The sequence below is a fragment of the Soehngenia saccharolytica DSM 12858 genome (genome assembly GCF_059568515.1).
Genome location: NZ_JCANTN010000005.1, coordinates 59399 through 76569 on the forward strand (window position 1 = coordinate 59399; position 17171 = coordinate 76569).

Below are 17171 nucleotides of genomic sequence, written 5' to 3' on the forward strand. Positions count from 1 at the left end.
TTCATATTTGTAAAAAATTAACTTCACATTCCATTTTTTCGAGAAGTATTTGTTCAGTTTTGTGGCAAGTAAAAAGAATGACTTGCCTTTCTTCTTTTATTTTATTCAGCATATCTAGAGTGTTTTTTAAACGTTCATCATCGAAATGTGCAAAGGGTTCATCTAAAATTACAGGTAATTTTTCTGCACCTATTTCCTCGCTCAAAGCTAATCTTAACGCAAAGTTTATTTGATCAACAGTTCCATAACTTAATCTATCTAAACTTATTAGTTTGTTGGTTTTAGGTTCTAATACTTTCATACACATATCCTTGTCAACCTTTATAGTAGAATATTTCCCGCTAGTAATAAAATTAATCTTTTCACCAATTTTTCGATTAAGTTCTGGAGCAAAATTTGAATGAATATCTTCTGAAATTCTATTTATCTTGCTCTCAGCAATTTCAATTGCTTTAAGCTCTAAATCGTATTCATCTAATTTATTCTTCAACACCTTATTTTCTTCCTCTATATACATTTTTTCTTCGAATAAATTATCAGTAGACTTTAGAATTCCTTCTAAATTGCTAAGTTTCTTTTCTAATTCCATACGTTCGTTTCTTTTATTCCTAAGTTCTGTCTCTAAATCGCTTTTCTTATCGTAATTTAATGGCTGACTTATGGATTTGATATTATTAAACTCGTTTTCAAGTTCTTCAAAACTATCTGTTTTTAAAAGAGTTTTCAAAATATCTTCATTTAATCTCAATTCATTTTCTAAAACCTTATTTTCTCTGTGCTTTTCATACGCTTGATATATCTCTTCAATGCTATTTACTTCGTGCTTAGATAAAATTTCTTCTATTTTCTGTCTATAATTGTCAAAGGTTTTTTGAGTTAATATCTCTTTATCTTCTAAATCCTTTAATCTCATCTTCATTCTATAAATATCTTTTTTGTCTAGATCTAGAAGATTTATTTCTGAAATTATATCGTCTAATTTCTCTTTCAAATCTTCAACATCTGAAAATCCTTCTTGCTTCAACAAAGCTAAATAATCGCTTTTTTCATTTTGATATTGATCTAAAATGTCAATTTGTTTGAGCACTTTCTTCCTATATCCGTGTAATATAAGAATGAAAACCCAAATTGCTTGTATGGATATTAATGCAATCATATTCCTTTTATTAAAAGCATAAACAGATATTGATGTGTCTATAGCTATAAAGAGAATAGTCAACACATTAATGAATTTAAGCCTTTGCTTAGTCTTTCTGTCAATATCCTTTTCAAAACTATTGACTTCCTTCTTAGGCTCAAGTTGAATTAATTTATTTATTTTCTCTTTCGACTCAATTAAGTTAAGATATCTATTCTCATCATATCCAATATCATTTATATTGGATATGATCTGAGCTTTCTCCCTATTGATCATATTTAATTCATTTTGATATCCTTCTAAAATTTTATCAATATTTTCAATCTCTATTATATCTTCATTGGAAATATCTAGTATAGGATTAATTATTTCTATCTTTTCTCTTGTTAGAGCTATATTGTCAACCAATTTTTTTGCCTTTAAATACTTCTCAAATTTTTCATAATAATAAATTTTATCTAGATTTGAATTAAGTTCTTCGATATATGTATTTAATTCAGATATCTCTTTTATAACATTTAATCTTTTAATTAGATATTCATCATACTGTTGTTCTTTTGCTTTTATCTCTCTAAGCCTTTCCTCATTCTTTCCCACTTTATCTATGATTTTCGCATAATCACTAGTTTTTGCTTTTATGCTGCCTATTTCTTTTCTCTTATTCTCAAGTAAATTCAGTGCATTATTCAACGATATATTCTCGCTGTTAGTTTGATAGCTATTGGATAATCTTTCCCTTAATTTTTCAGAAATCTTCTTATCTACTGTGGCTTCATTCTGTCCTAAACTTATTGTATTCTTGAAAGTTGTATAATCCATGTTAAAGAAATAAAATCCAGGTTGAATAATTCGCGTATTTCCTGAATTTGCAAATTTTTTTGTTATATCTTCTCCGGTCACTTCGTTGTAAACTCTTAAATCTTCAGAGTTTTTCTTAAAAGTTCGTTCTATCCTGTAATAGACCTTTTCGTGTTCGAATAGCATACTTCCCCTATAGTCTGTTCTATCAAATGGCTCATATTTTTTTAATTCATCAAGATAAATTGTCTTTTTAGCATCAGGTTTAAGAAAACCATAGAACATTCCATGAATAAAAGCTTGAATTGTGGATTTCCCAGCTTCATTCTTTCCATACACAACATTTAAGCCATCATCAAGATCCAAAATGAAATTCTCGAATTTACCAAAATTTGTTAATATGATTTTCTTTAATTTCAAATCATTCAGCCCCTTGTAATAAAGCACTTAGTCCAATATACAGCGCTTTCTTATTTATTGGATCAATGAGTTCATCGTCATTAAAACTGTCAATATAATATTGAATCAATGTGTCTTTATATGATTCTCTTAAGCTTTCTAAATCAAAATCCTCAATACTATTGTCTACTACATCGACATAGAAATATTCTCTTTTCAAATACTCTTTAAGTGTATCGATGTCAAATTCTCTTGCTTTTATTCCATTAATCTCTAGCATCAAAAAATCCAAATTGCTGTGGCTTACATTATTAATAATTGAATTTACAACATCTTGATAATTCATATCTTCATTAATTGATATCTTGTAGCTTAGGTATCTTCTTTTTGAAAATGGAATGAATTTAAAAGTATTTTCTTCCCCAATTATTCCTTCAATGTAGCCTCTGTCCCCTGTCTCAGTAATGTCTAATGGTTCTAAGCTTCCACAATAAGCCATGTTTTCATAAATAAATTTTGGCTTATGTATATGTCCAAATGCAACATAGTCTAAATTTAAATCCTTAAGTTTTTGAAATTCAAAATTCATATAAGCTGAAGTATCATCTCCATGAAGCACCAATATATTTGATGAATCTTTTTTTATCTCAATCTGATTGATTATAGAAGACTCTTTTCTAGAATAGTTATCCCAACTGTATCCGATTACATTTAAATTTAAATCTCTAAAGTATATGCTATCCAATCCACTTTTCCCAAGAATCGTCACGTTGTCAGGCCATTGTTCAGTAAGATAAAAAGAATTCGAATGAAATTTATCATGATTGCCACTAATTATTATCACTTTAGTTGAAGGAATACTCTCTAAATTACCAGTCAATCTAAAAAAATCTTTAAAAGTAAATGTATCGTTTTCAAATAAATCGCCTGCTATTAATAGGAGATCTATACTCTGTTTTTTAACTTGATTAATTAATTTTTCAAATGTTTCCCACAGTTCTTTTCTCCTGATATTACCTATCTCCCCACCAAAGTATGAATCTTTGAAGTTAGTGCCTAAATGAATATCAGCGGTATGTATAAACTTAATCATATCAATCCCTCTATTCAATATTATTATAGGATATTATATTGATTTTTTTCATATTTTCTTTAATTGTGACAAGACTAGTCTCATGAAGATCATCCCTCTTAACAAGTCCACAAGCAAATGCCAATCTCATCATCATCTCAATATCATATTCTCTATTAATAGAATTTGCAACACCTGCCATTAAATAACCTGTATTAATGCATTCTTTTATCAGTGAATTTACCTCAATTTCAAACACTCTTTCCCGGTTAACTAAAAAGTAATTGTCATCTTTAATTACTACAACAGCTCTTTTAACATTTTGTTCTAATAAATAATTAGCTGCTTTAATTATTTCGCTATTAGAGCAAAGTTTAATATTAAGAATCTCTTCAAGCGTATTCACATCAACTAAACACGTATCCAGTTCTGTCCCAAGTATATATTTATAATTTATCATATCTAATCTAAGAATCAATTTGATATTGTTCTTTGATGCATTGTTCAAGATAAATCTCAGCGCTTCGTCTTCTATTACATTGATGTTGTCGTATGACAAGAAAACTATGTTATAGTCTAAAATTATATCAGATACCAATTTAAAAAACTTATTAATCTCATCACTGGTAAGTCTCATATTATCATCTTTTATCAATTCCACTTTATCAGGGTATCTTAGTGCTAAATTTTCTCTAATCTTATCTTTAATTTCGACAGTAACGTGATCAATGCCATCTTTATTTAATGTATCTAAATATAGTTGGCTTGAATTATCCTGGCCAATAAAAGATAACAATTTGCAATCTTGGCCCAATATCTTACACATGTAACAAAAATCAATCCCTTGTCCTACTGCATTTTCAGCCCTCTTGACAATACTGTATTCATTAATACTTGATCTTTTTAATGTTAAATGTTTCTGAAATATCGGAAGAAATTCTATCGACAAAATCATACAATCACCTCTAGCTATTATTACCCATAATTATACTATAACATGCCATTCTTAGATTGAAAGAACTTCACATAAATAATATAATTAGCTTAGAGGTGATTTATAATTGAAAGATTATAGTATATTTGATGTAATAGGTCCTGTAATGGTTGGACCATCTAGCTCGCATACAGCAGGAGCTGTAAAACTTGCAAAGACTGCTATGGAACTTTCTGAAAAGGGATTCTATAAAGTTATATTCTACCTTCATGGTTCATTTGCTAAAACCTACAAAGGCCATGGAACTGATAAGGCTCTAGTAGCTGGAGTTTTAGGATTTGAGCCTTCAGATGAAAGGGTAAAGCATTCCTTAGATATTGCAAAATCAAATAATTTAACAATAGAGTTTAAAGAAATTGAATTTGAGTATGCACATCCAAATACAGCGAAAATTGAATTTCACTACCTAAATAGCCCATCATTTTTTGTGATTGGTTCTTCAATTGGAGGCGGAAATGTTGTCATAACAAATATAAATGGAGATGATGTTGAATTTACTGGACAATATCCTACGATTCTTCTAAAATACATAGATAAAAAAGGTATGATCAGTCAAATAAGTACCATTCTTTCAAACAATGAAATTAACATAGCAAGTATGAAGGTAACAAGATCAAACAATCTAGCAACATTTGTTTGTGAAACAGATAATTTGATAACAGATTCAGCCAAAGAAGAAATATTAAAGATAAAAGATATAGAAATTGCTAAATTTATCAATCCAGTTAGGAGTTGAACAAATGTATAATAAAGCTTTTGATGTAATTAAACTGTGCGAGCAGGAAAATAAAAAGATTTCTGAGATTGCTATACTCAAAGAAGCAAAAATGCGAAATTTGACAGAAAAAGATGTTATCGATGAAATGAAAAGTGTACTTGAAATAATGAAAAAATCAGCAACATCAGGATTAGAATCACCTATAATATCACATTCAAAGATTACTGGTGGAAATGCAGTAAAAATAAATAATTATTTGAATAGCAATAAATCTCTAAGTGGTGATTTAATAAATAAAGCTATGGCTATGGCGGTTTCAACATCTGAAGTAAATGCTTCCATGGGAGTCATATGTGCTGCACCTACTGCTGGGGCATCAGGAATATTGCCATCGAGCATATTGAATGCCAAAGAGAAATTGGGTTCAAGCGATGAGGATCTAGTCAACGCTCTTTTTACAGCCGCAGTAATTGGTGAATTAGCTACAAAAAATGCAACTGTATCAGGGGCCGAAGGAGGTTGTCAAGCAGAATGTGGTGTCGCTGCTTCAATGTCTGCAGCTGCTATTGTTGAAATGGCAGGTGGCAGTCCAATAGACTCATTTAACGCAGCTAGTTTTGCGCTAATAAATGTCATGGGCTTGATTTGTGATCCTGTCGCTGGATTGGTTGAATACCCTTGTTTTCTTAGAAATGCATCTGGTGTAGTAAATGCATTTGTCTCTGCAGACTTAGCATTAGCTGGCGTTCAAAGTCTAATACCATTTGACGAAGTATTGGAAGCCATGTATAAAGTTGGCAAATCCTTGCCTGAAACATTGAGAGAAACTGCTTTAGGAGGTATAGCTACAACTCCTGCAGCAAAAGAAATTGCTAGGAGGTTCTACAATGGAACTACCGAATAACCTAAATTTAATCTACCCAAATGATATAGCTAATAAGCTCTTGGAATTAAAGTACAATCATAACTTCAATATTGATGTATTCTTAAATGAAATCAATCCATATCTCAGCAAATTAAAAGACAACTCTATTAGAGACTGGGCAATTGAATTGTTTGATTATGCTATATTCAAGTCATATCCTCATAAAAAATCCAAAGCTATAGATCCTAGCTTGATAGAGATTTATGAAATAACGCTCAGTCTTTTATCATATATCAATGGCGATGACTATCTTAATTATGATTTTGAAAAATCTAGAGAATATTACAAGTTTAGAGAAGCTTATCTCTCATCATATATATATGAAATCATGCAATTAGACATGTTTCTATACGAAAGAAACACATTAGAACATGTTATAGGTGTAAAAAATGTTGCGATGCACATAGCTTTACAGCTCAATGAATTAGGCTTGCCGATAGACTTAAATGTAGTTTTGGCCTCATCTTTAGGTCATGACATTGGAAAATACGGAGTAAGTATGAATGAACAAAAAAGAGTCCCATACCTCCATTATTATTACACTCAATATTGGTTTGATAAGTATGATATGGAGAAAATGGGTCATATAGCTTCAAATCACTCAACCTGGGATTTAGAATTGGAAACTCTTCCCTTGGAATCATTGATATTAATCTACTCGGATTTTAGAGTAAAAAATGTAAAAGAAAATGATGTATTAAATATGAAAATTTTGACATTGGAGGATTCATTTGAAGTAATTCTCAATAAATTAGACGATTTAACTGAACAAAAGATGAAAAGGTACGAAAAAGTATACGCTAAACTAAAGGATTTTGAAGACTATCTGCAATTTATGGCTGTTGATACTACTTTATCAGGGCAATTAGGCCAAAGAAAAAAGCAACATACTTGCCTATTAGATAGCAATAAAATAGCAACAACATACAAATACAAATCAATAGAAAATAACATCTATTTGATGTCAAACCTCATAAATGAAGAGAAATTTCTTGAAATCCTTGAAATGGCGCGTGGTGAAGAAGACTGGAGACGTCTCAGAATATATCTTCAAATTCTAAGAGAATACTCTACTTATTTGACACAGAGACAAAAAGAAATCTCATTACGTCTTTTAAGAGATTTATTATTACATAAAGAGGAAGATATAAGAAAAGAATCCTCAGAAATAATCGGTAAAATAATTGCAAATTTTGATGAAGAATACAGAAAGGAACTTCCAAAAGATGCAGCTGTAGAAATTAATTATAAAAAAAGCGATCAAATTTTTAGTGACTTGTTGAATGATTTGCTATTTCCAGACTACAAGATATTTGAATCTCAAAATGAATGGCTATATAATCTAAAAACTATTGTAAAATCAATTTTCTTAGAATGCAAGGAGAATTATTATACGATTTATTTTGACTCACTGAGTAAATTTTATACAAATAGCCAAAATATTCCAGTTCTTTCTCAGTTTTATTTAACTCAGACAATTAGCTATATCCCAATTAATTTTTTGGATCAAAACAGACAGGATATATTCATACAATATTTATTTGAAAATCTAAACTCGCCATATGAAACTATAAGAATAAGCACTCTTGACAAATGTCTGGAAATATTTGATAGTGTGCTAGATAAAACTTTTAAAGAATATCTAATTCTTTATTTAGTAAATAATTCTAAAAAAGCAAATTCTACTGCTGAAAACTATCTAAGATTGATTTTAGCTGGAAAACTAAATATATCCCCTGAATTGAAACTATTGCTGGAAAATAATTTTGAAACTGATAAAACAAATATCTCAGAGATTTTTTTGGAAAACTTGAAAACTGCAACTGGCTGGATTTACAAAAAAATAAACATAGATATTTTATACGATCAAGTCAAAAAAAATCCTGTTGAAACAGGTATGCATACTGCAATTCACTTTTGCAATCTATTAAAAGTAAGTGCAATAGAGAAAGTCAGAAATTACAGTGGTCATACTCTTTTGTCAATCTTCCCTATGCTATCCTTAGAACAAAGAAATGATGTTGCTATTGAACTTCTAAGAGCTCTTGAGATGGACAACTATCAATTTACTAAGTTCATTCCAAACTATCTAGGCAAGCTCTTTTTGTACTTAAGACCCAAAGAATTAGATGAAATAATAGATGACTTAGAAGATAAGATTAAAGTTTCCGAGCCTCAAACATGTATTTTATTATTAAACACCATCGGTATAGCCATTGAGAATTATCATAATTATAAAAATTCTTTCCCTGAAGATATGGAAATTAATAGCAAACGACTATATAGGCTGTTTAGCATTTTGCTTATGCCACTGTCTTCTTATAAAGATGAGCTAAAGATAGAGTCATTGACAGTTATATCTAATCAAATATTCAGTTCAAAGAATATGCCATTACAAGAGAAAAAGCTGTTGTTTACGAAATACTCTAAGAAATTGCTTACGCTCGTGGAGGATAAAATTGAAAACAATTATGTTTTTTACAGTAATGCCGCATCTTTAAACAAAATATACAAGTATATATTAGAATGTGAATTTGAAAAAGTCGATTTATCAATAGAATCCTTCGATAAAGTTGCATTCTTTCCTGGTGCATTTGATCCTTTTAGCCTAAGTCATAGACAAATTGCAAAAGAAATTCGAAAACTCGGCTTTGAAGTATTCCTGGCCGTTGATGAATTTTCATGGTCCAAAAGAACAGAAGCTCATCAGTTTCGAAGAAATATAATCAACATGACAGTATCTAAAGAGGATGGTATTTACATTTTCCCAACAGACATGCCGATAAATATAAGCAATAAAAACGATCTAGAACTATTAAAAAATATCTTTACTACAAAGGAAGTTTATTTGGCAGTAGGCACAGATGTAATACTAAACGCTTCAGCTTACAAAGTAAATGAGGAAATTCTGAATTTTTCTCATCTTGTATTCGATCGCAGAACTTCTGCACTGCCTTCATTTGAAGAAAATAAACTAAAAGATGCCTTAAAAAAAATAAAGGGAAATGTAATTGAATTGTCGCTTCCTACTCAATATGAGGATATTAGCTCGACAAAAATAAGGGATTACATAGATCAAAATCGTGATATATCAAAGCTTATAGATCCTATGGCGGCTGAGTATATAAGGAATTTTAAGTTATATATAAGAGAGCCTCTCTATAAATCATTAATAGAGACTAAAAAGATAAATGTAAGTATTTATAGAGATTTAAATGATGAGCTTGTAGATTTTTTAATCAATAGCTTTGGATCATATATCAACGAGGATAATCTAATAAAAGTTAGAGATAAACTCAGTTATAGGATTGTTCTTCTGACTGAATCTAACACTTCTGAACCACTTGCTTTTTCAATATTTTACTGGGTAAGGCATTCGAGACTTTTCGAAGAATTTAAAGACCAGAATATTACAGAATATATAAGAAAAAATTCAAATGGAAGAACAGCGGTTATCTCATGCCTTTTTTCAAAAAATTTTGATGAAACTTATATGGAAATGGTTTTAAATGAATCATTATCTATCGCAATAAACAGAGACTACAATAATTGTATATATTACAATAGCATAATAAATGGAAACAATGAGTTAGCTCAAAAGTGTATTGAGCTTCAAGGATTTTTAAGAACATATTTTGCAATCGATAATAGTCCTATTTATCTAGTAGATATGAATAACCCTATCAGCCTTAATTTAGACTTGGAAAATATGCTAAAATCACCATATAGCTCTGAACCAAAAATTTTAAAAGCAATCGGCTTGACAAGAAATAGGTTAAAAAAAGCCGTAGCGGATTTATATCCAGGCAATTTAGTGATAACTTTTTCAAAAGATATGATATATTCAAAACTCATTCAAAAAGTTTGTGATGAAAATAATGTCTCGACAGTAGATTCCAATAAGACCAAGCTTGGCAAAAAAATGTGTGTCCCTTTCGGAATTATATTAAACAAAACTCTAGTGCCAAATACTGTTACTAAAACTCTTCACACCGAAAAACAGTTTTCAAAAGATGTGGAAAGCTTTACAATAAGAAATTTTCCAAACTATTTGTCTCTAAAAGAGCAGTGTAAAGTAATTAAATCATACAGTAGACCTGTAATTTTAGTGGATGACATATTACATAATGGATACAGATTGCAAATAGTGGCTCCTCATCTACTAGAACAAGACGTAAAAATATCTAAATTATTAGTTGGCATTCTGTCAGGTAGGGGTAAAGAAACGGCTCAACTGATGAATTTAGATGTCGATAGCGCTTATTTTATACCCAATCTAAAATTATGGTTAAATGAAAGTGCCCAATACCCGTTCTTAGGTGGAGATATGATAGAAGGAGAGCAATCGGATAGTAATTTATTAACCAGCGTCAATCTTTTGCTGCCTTATGTATATCCTAAATATATTAAAGACTCCTTAAATAAAAAGGTATTTGAATTATCAAAAATATGTTTAGAAAACACTCTATTGATATTTAATGAAATTGAAAAAGTATATCAAGAAATAAACGAAAAAAATCTCAACATAAATACATTGGGTGAAGTACTATTTACACCTAGAATACCAGATATAGACCAAAATCATTATGCAAAGAATTTCATGAAACCATCAGATTTTATCAAAAAAGACCTAGTCTATTTAAAAAGACTTGAATCACCATAAAGTTAAGAGGAGGGTATAAATGCATTATTATAAATTTAATGATAATAAACTTTTTTCAACAATCGAATATGAGGAGCTTGAACAAGTAGAAGAGAAAACATTCTTTGATTCTGTTGATGAAACAGTTTATTATCTTAATCCTAAAAATCCATTAAATTCAAGAAGGGCATTTTGTTTGAATGATGTATCACAGTTGTTTTCTAAAGATGAATCTGTCAATTTGCTTTACAAAAATGATTTTGTTGATTATTCTATTAGTCCACTTATTGAAAAACTAATAGCAGAAAGAAAAATAAAATCAATTAACACAAATTATCCTACATGGAAAGATGAATTGAAAAAACTTCCTAATAAATGGAGAATAAATGTCATGGCATTAGGAGATGTAGGAAGCACTTTGCTTGTAGGTTTAGTATTGTTAGGAGAAGACATTGAAATTGGTATTTACGATAGAAATGAAAACAAATTAATGAGATGGGAAAGGGAATTAAAACAGATTAGAGTTCCTTTTGATGTAGATCGTTTCCCAAAAATTAAAGTTCTTAATGAAGATGAGTTGTTTGAATGCGACATGTTTGTATTCTGTGCATCTAAAGGTATTCCTAAAATCGGTGAAAAGTTAAGCGATTATAGGATGGTTCAGTTCGAAGAAAATAGCAAAATAGTTTCTGAGTATGCTATAAAGGCAAGAAATGAAAAATTTAAAGGAATATTTGCAGTTGTTAGCGATCCCGTAGAGCTATTATGCAAGGCTGCATTTTTGTCGAGCAATAAAGATGCTAATGGTAAATTTGATTTTTATGGTCTAGCTTCTAATCAAATCATTGGCTATGGTTTAGGTGTCATGAATGCACGAGCAGTGTACTACGCAGAAAAAGATCCTGCACTTCTACATTATAAAAATGAGGGTAGAGTTTTTGGCCCTCATGGTAGTGGATTAGTTGTTGCTGACAGCATCATTAATTATGACGATGATAAATCAAAGCTGTTAACACAAAAATGTGTCAATGCAAATATAGAGGTCCGAGAATTAGGCTTTAAACCCTATGTAGCCCCAAGCTTATCATCTGGAGCTTTGTCAATACTCGCAACTATAAGAGGTGACTTTTTTTATGGTTCAACTTTGATGAAAGATGCTTTTTTTGGAAGTAAAATGAGGCTAACTAATTCCGGAATCGAAATTGAACAGAACAATTTAGATTATAAACTGAGACAAAGAATTGAAATATCTTTTAATGAACTAAGGAGCATTATATGAAAGAAAATATATTAATAATACCATCGAATCCAAGTGAAATGCTATGTAGAATGATAGAATCAGCAGTAGAAGATAATAATATGCTTCGAATTTACGATATAACTGATGATTGCGATTTAAGCAATAAAAATATACTATTGGCAATAGAATTAAATTCTATCGGTACAAATAATAATTTAAATTTAATACTAGATAAATTAACTCAAAAGGGGTTAGATTCTTTAATGAATTCTAAAGCTAGTATACTAATTCATAGTAATTACAATAATTTTACAAAGACATATGCACAACAAGTAATATACTTGATGAACAGATTGGGTTGCAGGTTCCCTGGAAGGCCAATAGTTGAAGCCAATGAAAACTTAGACAATTTTATTGCTATGCAAAAAATATTCAATCTCCCTCTAGAAGAAATACTCCTCATGAAATCTCAAGAACTAGGAAGAAAACTTTTTTCCGAACAAGAATTTTATCGGAATAAAAATGTTGTCGCAATTCATTCTTCAAATAAGGAAACATCAAATACGCTTATGCTTTGGGAAATGGTTAAGAATAATTTAGGAGATTTATATGTAAAAGATATAAACTTAGGAAATGGGAAAATAACAGACTGTAGAGGTTGCGGATATAAAACTTGTAAATATTTTGGCAAACAATCAAAATGTTATTATGGTGGAATTATAGTAGAAGAAGTATACCCTTCAATATTAGATTCTTCTACTATAGTATTTTTATGCCCAAACTATAATGATATGCTCACCGCAAACATTGTTGCTACAATAAATAGGTTAACTGCCTTATTTAGAAAAACTAAATTCTATGATAAAAGAGTTTTTGGAGTTGTTGTTTCAGGTTATTCTGGGTCTGATGCTCTTTCTAAACAATTGATAAGCAGCCTAAATATAAATAAGACTTTTGAGTTGCCTCCGTATTTCTCATTAGAAGTGACAGCAAATGACCCAGGATACATCAATAAAATTCCCAATATACAAACGATCGCTAAAAATTTTGCAGACAATATTAAAAAAGATCTCTATCTATCTTAATGCTATATATTTCCAGTTATTCGTCCTAAATCTCAACGTAATAACTAACCATCTAGTAAATTGGTCTATGAACACAGCTATCCATGCTCCAACTAGTCCTATCTTTAGTACCAAAACTAAATAATATGCAATTATAATTCTTACGCCTAATACCCCTATAAAAGTGGATATCAACGTCCAAACGGTATCCCCTGCTCCTCTTAGCCCACCTGAAAGGATTAGTTGTGAACATTGAAATGGCATAGTAAAAGCCATTAGTTTCAATATTTTAGCAGCTTCCTTTAATACAGCTGGATCATCTGAATAAAGCATTGCTACATATTTGCCAAAAAAGAAAAACATTATCATCATAAATATTGATATTACTACTCCAATTTTTTGGCATTCTTTTATGTATGCTTCTGCCTCATCTTGTTCATCTGACCCTAAACTTCTGCCAGTCAGAGTCGAGGCAGCTATGCCAAAAGCTTGACCCGGAGTAAAAGATAAATTCAAAATATTTAAGCATATTTGATGAGTAGCATATGCTACAGTGCCTAAAGAAGCAACTATTTTAACAAACAACAAAACTCCCAATCTGAAAGCGATTTGCTCTAATGATGCCGGAAGTCCTATTTTGATTAAATTGTATATAACATCCTTATCAAAATGAAATTTGTCTTTAATGTTTAGCTTTATTACGCTATGACTTTTTCTAAGGTGATTTGTAACGAAAATTAACGCGACAAATTGAGAAAAAGTTGTTGATATACCTGCTCCAGTAATGCCTAATGGCTTTATCCCAAACAAACCATATATTAAAATTGCATTCCCAACTACATTTAATAAATTTACTTTTATATTTATATTCATAGGAGTTTTAGTATCGCCTGCGCCTCTTAGAGCTGCAAATATTGAAAAATTAAAGCTTTGAAAAGCAAATCCTAAAGTAGCTATCTTGAAATAATCTTTTCCGATTGCAATTGCATCTGCTTTTGCTCCAAAAAAGTGCATCAACTCCTCTGTAAATCCTAATCCAAGAATTAATATAGGTACTACCAATAAGACTTGAGTTAATATTATGATATGCTTCACAACAGATTCAATTTTATCTTCTCTTTTCCCTCCAATGTATCTGGCAACCATAGCAGTAGCGCCAACATTTAGTGCTTGCACTAGTGAAAGTCCAATAAAAATCAATTGATTTGTTATACCTACTGCTGCAATAGATGCAGTTGATATTTCATGCCCACCAAAATGTCCCAACATCATCATGTCTACCATGCCAAATAAAGTACCCAATAGTAATTCGATAAAAACTGGAGTCGCTATCTTCAAAATCTTATTTCTCTTATTTTCTTTTACAATACTTTCATTCAAACTGCTTCGCCTCACTTGATATGTAATTAGACACGCTAAATATTATAGCACTATATTTTTCAAAAAACAACAATGGAGAGCATTAACGCTCTCCATTGTTATGATCTTAATTAATTGACAGATTCCATTCTGTGTAAAATTACTTTTTCTATCAGATTTAATTTTTCATTTGCCTCTTCTTTAGTCTCTGCTATAGTGTAGATATATAATTTAATCTTTGGTTCAGTCCCTGATGGCCTAATCGCGTACCATGATCCATCGTCCAAGAAAAATCTCAATACATTTGACTTCCCTGCATCGGTTTCATCTCTTAAATAGTCGATTGTGTCTTTAAGCATCATCTCACCTATTGACATGATAGGTTGATGTCTTATATCATCCATCATCCTTTTAATTCTATATTGCCCCTCAATTCCTTCCAAAACAATTGATATCTGCTTCTCTGCATAATAGCCATATTCATGGTACATATTCTCAAGTACGTCCAACAATGACATGCCTTTGTTCTTATAGTATCCAGCCATCTCGGCTACAAGCATTGAAGAAACAATGGCATCTTTATCTCTTACTAAATCTTGATAAACATAGCCGATACTTTCCTCATATCCAAACAAAAATTTGTACTCACCTGTAATGTCCCACTCATTGGCTTTAGCGCATATATTCTTAAATCCTGTCAAAGTTTCAAATGTTGCTACTCCATATTTACTTGCAACCGCTTTTCCCAAATCTCCAGTAACTATGCTTTTAACAATCGCTGCATTTGATGGCAAATCATTTTTGGCATGTCTTTGAGTTACAATGTAATTTACCAACAAAGCTCCCGTCTGATTCCCATTTAAGTAGGTATAATCGCCTTTATCATTCATCACCGCAATAGCAACTCTATCGCAGTCAGGGTCAGTGGCTAATAGTAAATCGGCTTTTTCTTTAAGCCCAAGGTCTCTTGCGTATTTAAATGCTTTAGTATCCTCTGGATTAGGATACCCTACAGTCGCAAAAGTAGGATCAGGGTTCTCTTGTTCTGGAACAATTATAATGTTGTTAAAGCCTCTCTCTTTTAAAACTCTTCTAACAGGTTTGTTCCCAGTTCCATTTAGTGGAGTATAGACAATTTTTATGTCTTTATCAACATTTTCATCGTTTATGGTCATGTTTAATATTTCTCTAGTATATTGATCGTCTATCTCTTTACCTAGAATTTGAATTAAGCCTTTATTTTTTGCTTCTTCAAAATCTATCATTTTTACATTTTTATAATGACCAATTTTTGAAATTTCAGAAAGAATTTCATCTGCTATTTCATCTAGTATTTGAGAACCTTCTTCCCAATATACTTTATAACCATTATAATCTTTTGGATTATGGCTTGCAGTTATAACTATACCTGAAATTGTGCCAAGCTTTCTAATTGTGTAAGATAACATTGGTGTTGGTCTTATATCATCAAATAAATATACCTTAATCCCATTAGCTGCTAATACTCTAGCTGCAATTTCAGCAAATTTGTCCGAATACATTCGAACATCATACGCTATTGCTACGCCTCTCTTCTTAGCCTCTTCGCCTCTTTTAAGAATTGTACTAGCTAATCCTTGTGTAGCTAGAGATACGGTATATACATTCATCCTATTTGTACCTGCACCAAGTTTTCCTCTTAACCCAGCTGTCCCAAATTCAAGATCCTTAAAAAACCTATCCTCAATTTCTTTCTCGTCTGTTAAATTCATTAACTCTGACTTTGTTTGCTCATCAAAATAAGGATCTTCAATCCACATTTTATACTTCTCCATGTAGTCCATACTTTTCCCTCCAATAATTGTTGTCTGTTGTTTCAAAAAAACTATAGCAAAGATAATCTAATTAGTCTATATGTTTTTTATACAATTCGCTATATCTTAATGCATTTTTCTTTATTGAAATTATCTCATCTTCTGTTACTGCCCTAACTATCTTGCCAGGAATCCCAATTACCATTGAATTGTCTGGTATTGTCTTTCCCTCAGTGACTATCGTTCCTGCTCCAATTATACAATTATTTCCTATTACAGCTCTGTTGAGTACAATCGCTCCCATGCCAATTAATGTGTTGTTGCCAATAGTACAACCATGAATTATAGCATTATGTCCTATAACGCAATAATCACCAATTTTAGTAGGAATATTTGTTTCAGTATGAACTACTGCATTATCCTGAACATTGGTATATTCTCCAATCTCAATATTTTCTATATCTCCTCGAACAACTGCACCATACCATATGCTACTATTTTTACCTATTACTACATCACCTATTACATCAGCGCTCTCTGCAACAAATGCTGATGAATGAATTTTTGCCTTTCGTTCTTTTAAGTCTTTTATCATTCCAACCTCCGCATTACTCCATATTTTTAGCTCTTTCTAATCTTTCCAATTCTATGCCCCAATCGTTGTAACCCTCAACTAAAATTTTATAATAGTTATCAGGTGGTGCCTGTAAACTCTTTTCTACCATTGTATAAGCTAATGCCTCATACTTGTTTCCAAGTTCGTCTTCAAGCTCCACTACTATTCTATCGTATAAATCTGGATAACCCTCTAAAACATCAAGCTTCTCTAATTCTTGCTTTGATATTAGATACAAGCCCCCAACTACATCATCGCCCTCAGAAGGTATTATGTCCGCTAATTCATTGAATGTCAATTTATAATTTTTAAGTACTACTTTTTTAAGTGGCAATGCATTTGGACAACGACTAGCCATGTATTTTTTACTTAAATTGCTTGCATATGCAAAGTATAACATAAAAAACACCTCC

At 31.0% G+C, this 17171-nt stretch carries 12 protein-coding genes; 5 read left to right on the forward strand and 7 right to left on the reverse strand.

What is annotated here, in order from left to right; all coding sequences use genetic code 11:
• Nucleotide 1: 1 nt before the first annotated feature.
• From BO51_RS02525 to BO51_RS02535, 3 genes are read right to left on the reverse strand one after another with little or no spacing between them, the layout of a single operon-like run.
• On the reverse strand, nt 2-2356 hold the full coding sequence (locus BO51_RS02525; RefSeq protein ID WP_496483652.1) for an ATP-binding protein: 2355 nt from the start codon (nt 2354-2356) through the stop codon (nt 2-4).
• A 1-nt stretch (nt 2357) separates the two neighbouring features.
• On the reverse strand, nt 2358-3428 hold the full coding sequence (locus BO51_RS02530; RefSeq protein WP_496483654.1) for a metallophosphoesterase: 1071 nt from the start codon (nt 3426-3428) through the stop codon (nt 2358-2360).
• A gap of 10 nt (nt 3429-3438) precedes the next feature.
• On the reverse strand, nt 3439-4362 hold the full coding sequence (locus tag BO51_RS02535) for a PfkB family carbohydrate kinase (protein ID WP_496483656.1): 924 nt from the start codon (nt 4360-4362) through the stop codon (nt 3439-3441).
• A gap of 106 nt (nt 4363-4468) precedes the next feature.
• Between BO51_RS02535 and sdaAB the strand changes: the two genes are divergently transcribed.
• The 5 genes from sdaAB to BO51_RS02560 are packed head-to-tail and all read left to right on the forward strand — an operon-like array spanning nt 4469 to nt 13011.
• Complete coding sequence (gene sdaAB, locus BO51_RS02540; protein ID WP_496483658.1) at nt 4469-5137, forward strand: L-serine ammonia-lyase, iron-sulfur-dependent subunit beta; 669 nt, start codon at nt 4469-4471, stop codon at nt 5135-5137.
• A gap of 4 nt (nt 5138-5141) precedes the next feature.
• Nucleotides 5142-6023, forward strand: a complete 882-nt coding sequence (gene sdaAA, locus BO51_RS02545) for an L-serine ammonia-lyase, iron-sulfur-dependent, subunit alpha (RefSeq protein WP_496483660.1) — start codon at nt 5142-5144, stop codon at nt 6021-6023.
• On the forward strand, nt 6007-10707 hold the full coding sequence (locus tag BO51_RS02550) for a cytidyltransferase (protein ID WP_496483662.1): 4701 nt from the start codon (nt 6007-6009) through the stop codon (nt 10705-10707). The genes sdaAA and BO51_RS02550 overlap by 17 nt, the downstream gene beginning before the upstream one ends.
• Before the next feature lie 19 nt (nt 10708-10726).
• Nucleotides 10727-11965: a Rossmann-fold NAD(P)-binding domain-containing protein gene (locus BO51_RS02555; RefSeq protein ID WP_496483664.1), complete on the forward strand. Its 1239-nt coding sequence runs from the start codon at nt 10727-10729 to the stop codon at nt 11963-11965.
• Nucleotides 11962-13011, forward strand: coding sequence for an NAD(P)H-dependent oxidoreductase (locus tag BO51_RS02560; protein WP_496483666.1), 1050 nt, complete (start codon nt 11962-11964; stop codon nt 13009-13011). The genes BO51_RS02555 and BO51_RS02560 overlap by 4 nt, the downstream gene beginning before the upstream one ends.
• On the opposite strand, the gene BO51_RS02565 is transcribed toward BO51_RS02560, so the two are convergent.
• The 4 genes from BO51_RS02565 to BO51_RS02580 all read right to left on the reverse strand — a co-directional run bounded on the left by BO51_RS02565 (nt 13003) and on the right by BO51_RS02580 (nt 17158).
• Nucleotides 13003-14370 (reverse strand): MATE family efflux transporter, encoded by a 1368-nt coding sequence (locus BO51_RS02565; protein WP_496483668.1) that lies wholly within the window; start codon nt 14368-14370, stop codon nt 13003-13005. The two genes, BO51_RS02560 and BO51_RS02565, sit on opposite strands and share 9 nt — an antisense overlap.
• 110 nt (nt 14371-14480) lie before the next feature.
• Nucleotides 14481-16172 carry a phospho-sugar mutase gene (locus tag BO51_RS02570; protein ID WP_496483670.1) on the reverse strand — a complete coding sequence of 564 codons (1692 nt, stop codon included), beginning with the start codon at nt 16170-16172 and terminating at the stop codon, nt 14481-14483.
• 61 nt (nt 16173-16233) lie between these two features.
• Nucleotides 16234-16737 carry a gamma carbonic anhydrase family protein gene (locus tag BO51_RS02575; protein ID WP_496483672.1) on the reverse strand — a complete coding sequence of 168 codons (504 nt, stop codon included), beginning with the start codon at nt 16735-16737 and terminating at the stop codon, nt 16234-16236.
• Nucleotides 16738-16750: 13 nt separating this feature from the next.
• Nucleotides 16751-17158, reverse strand: coding sequence for a gamma-glutamylcyclotransferase family protein (locus BO51_RS02580; RefSeq protein WP_496483674.1), 408 nt, complete (start codon nt 17156-17158; stop codon nt 16751-16753).
• Nucleotides 17159-17171: the final 13 nt, after the last annotated feature.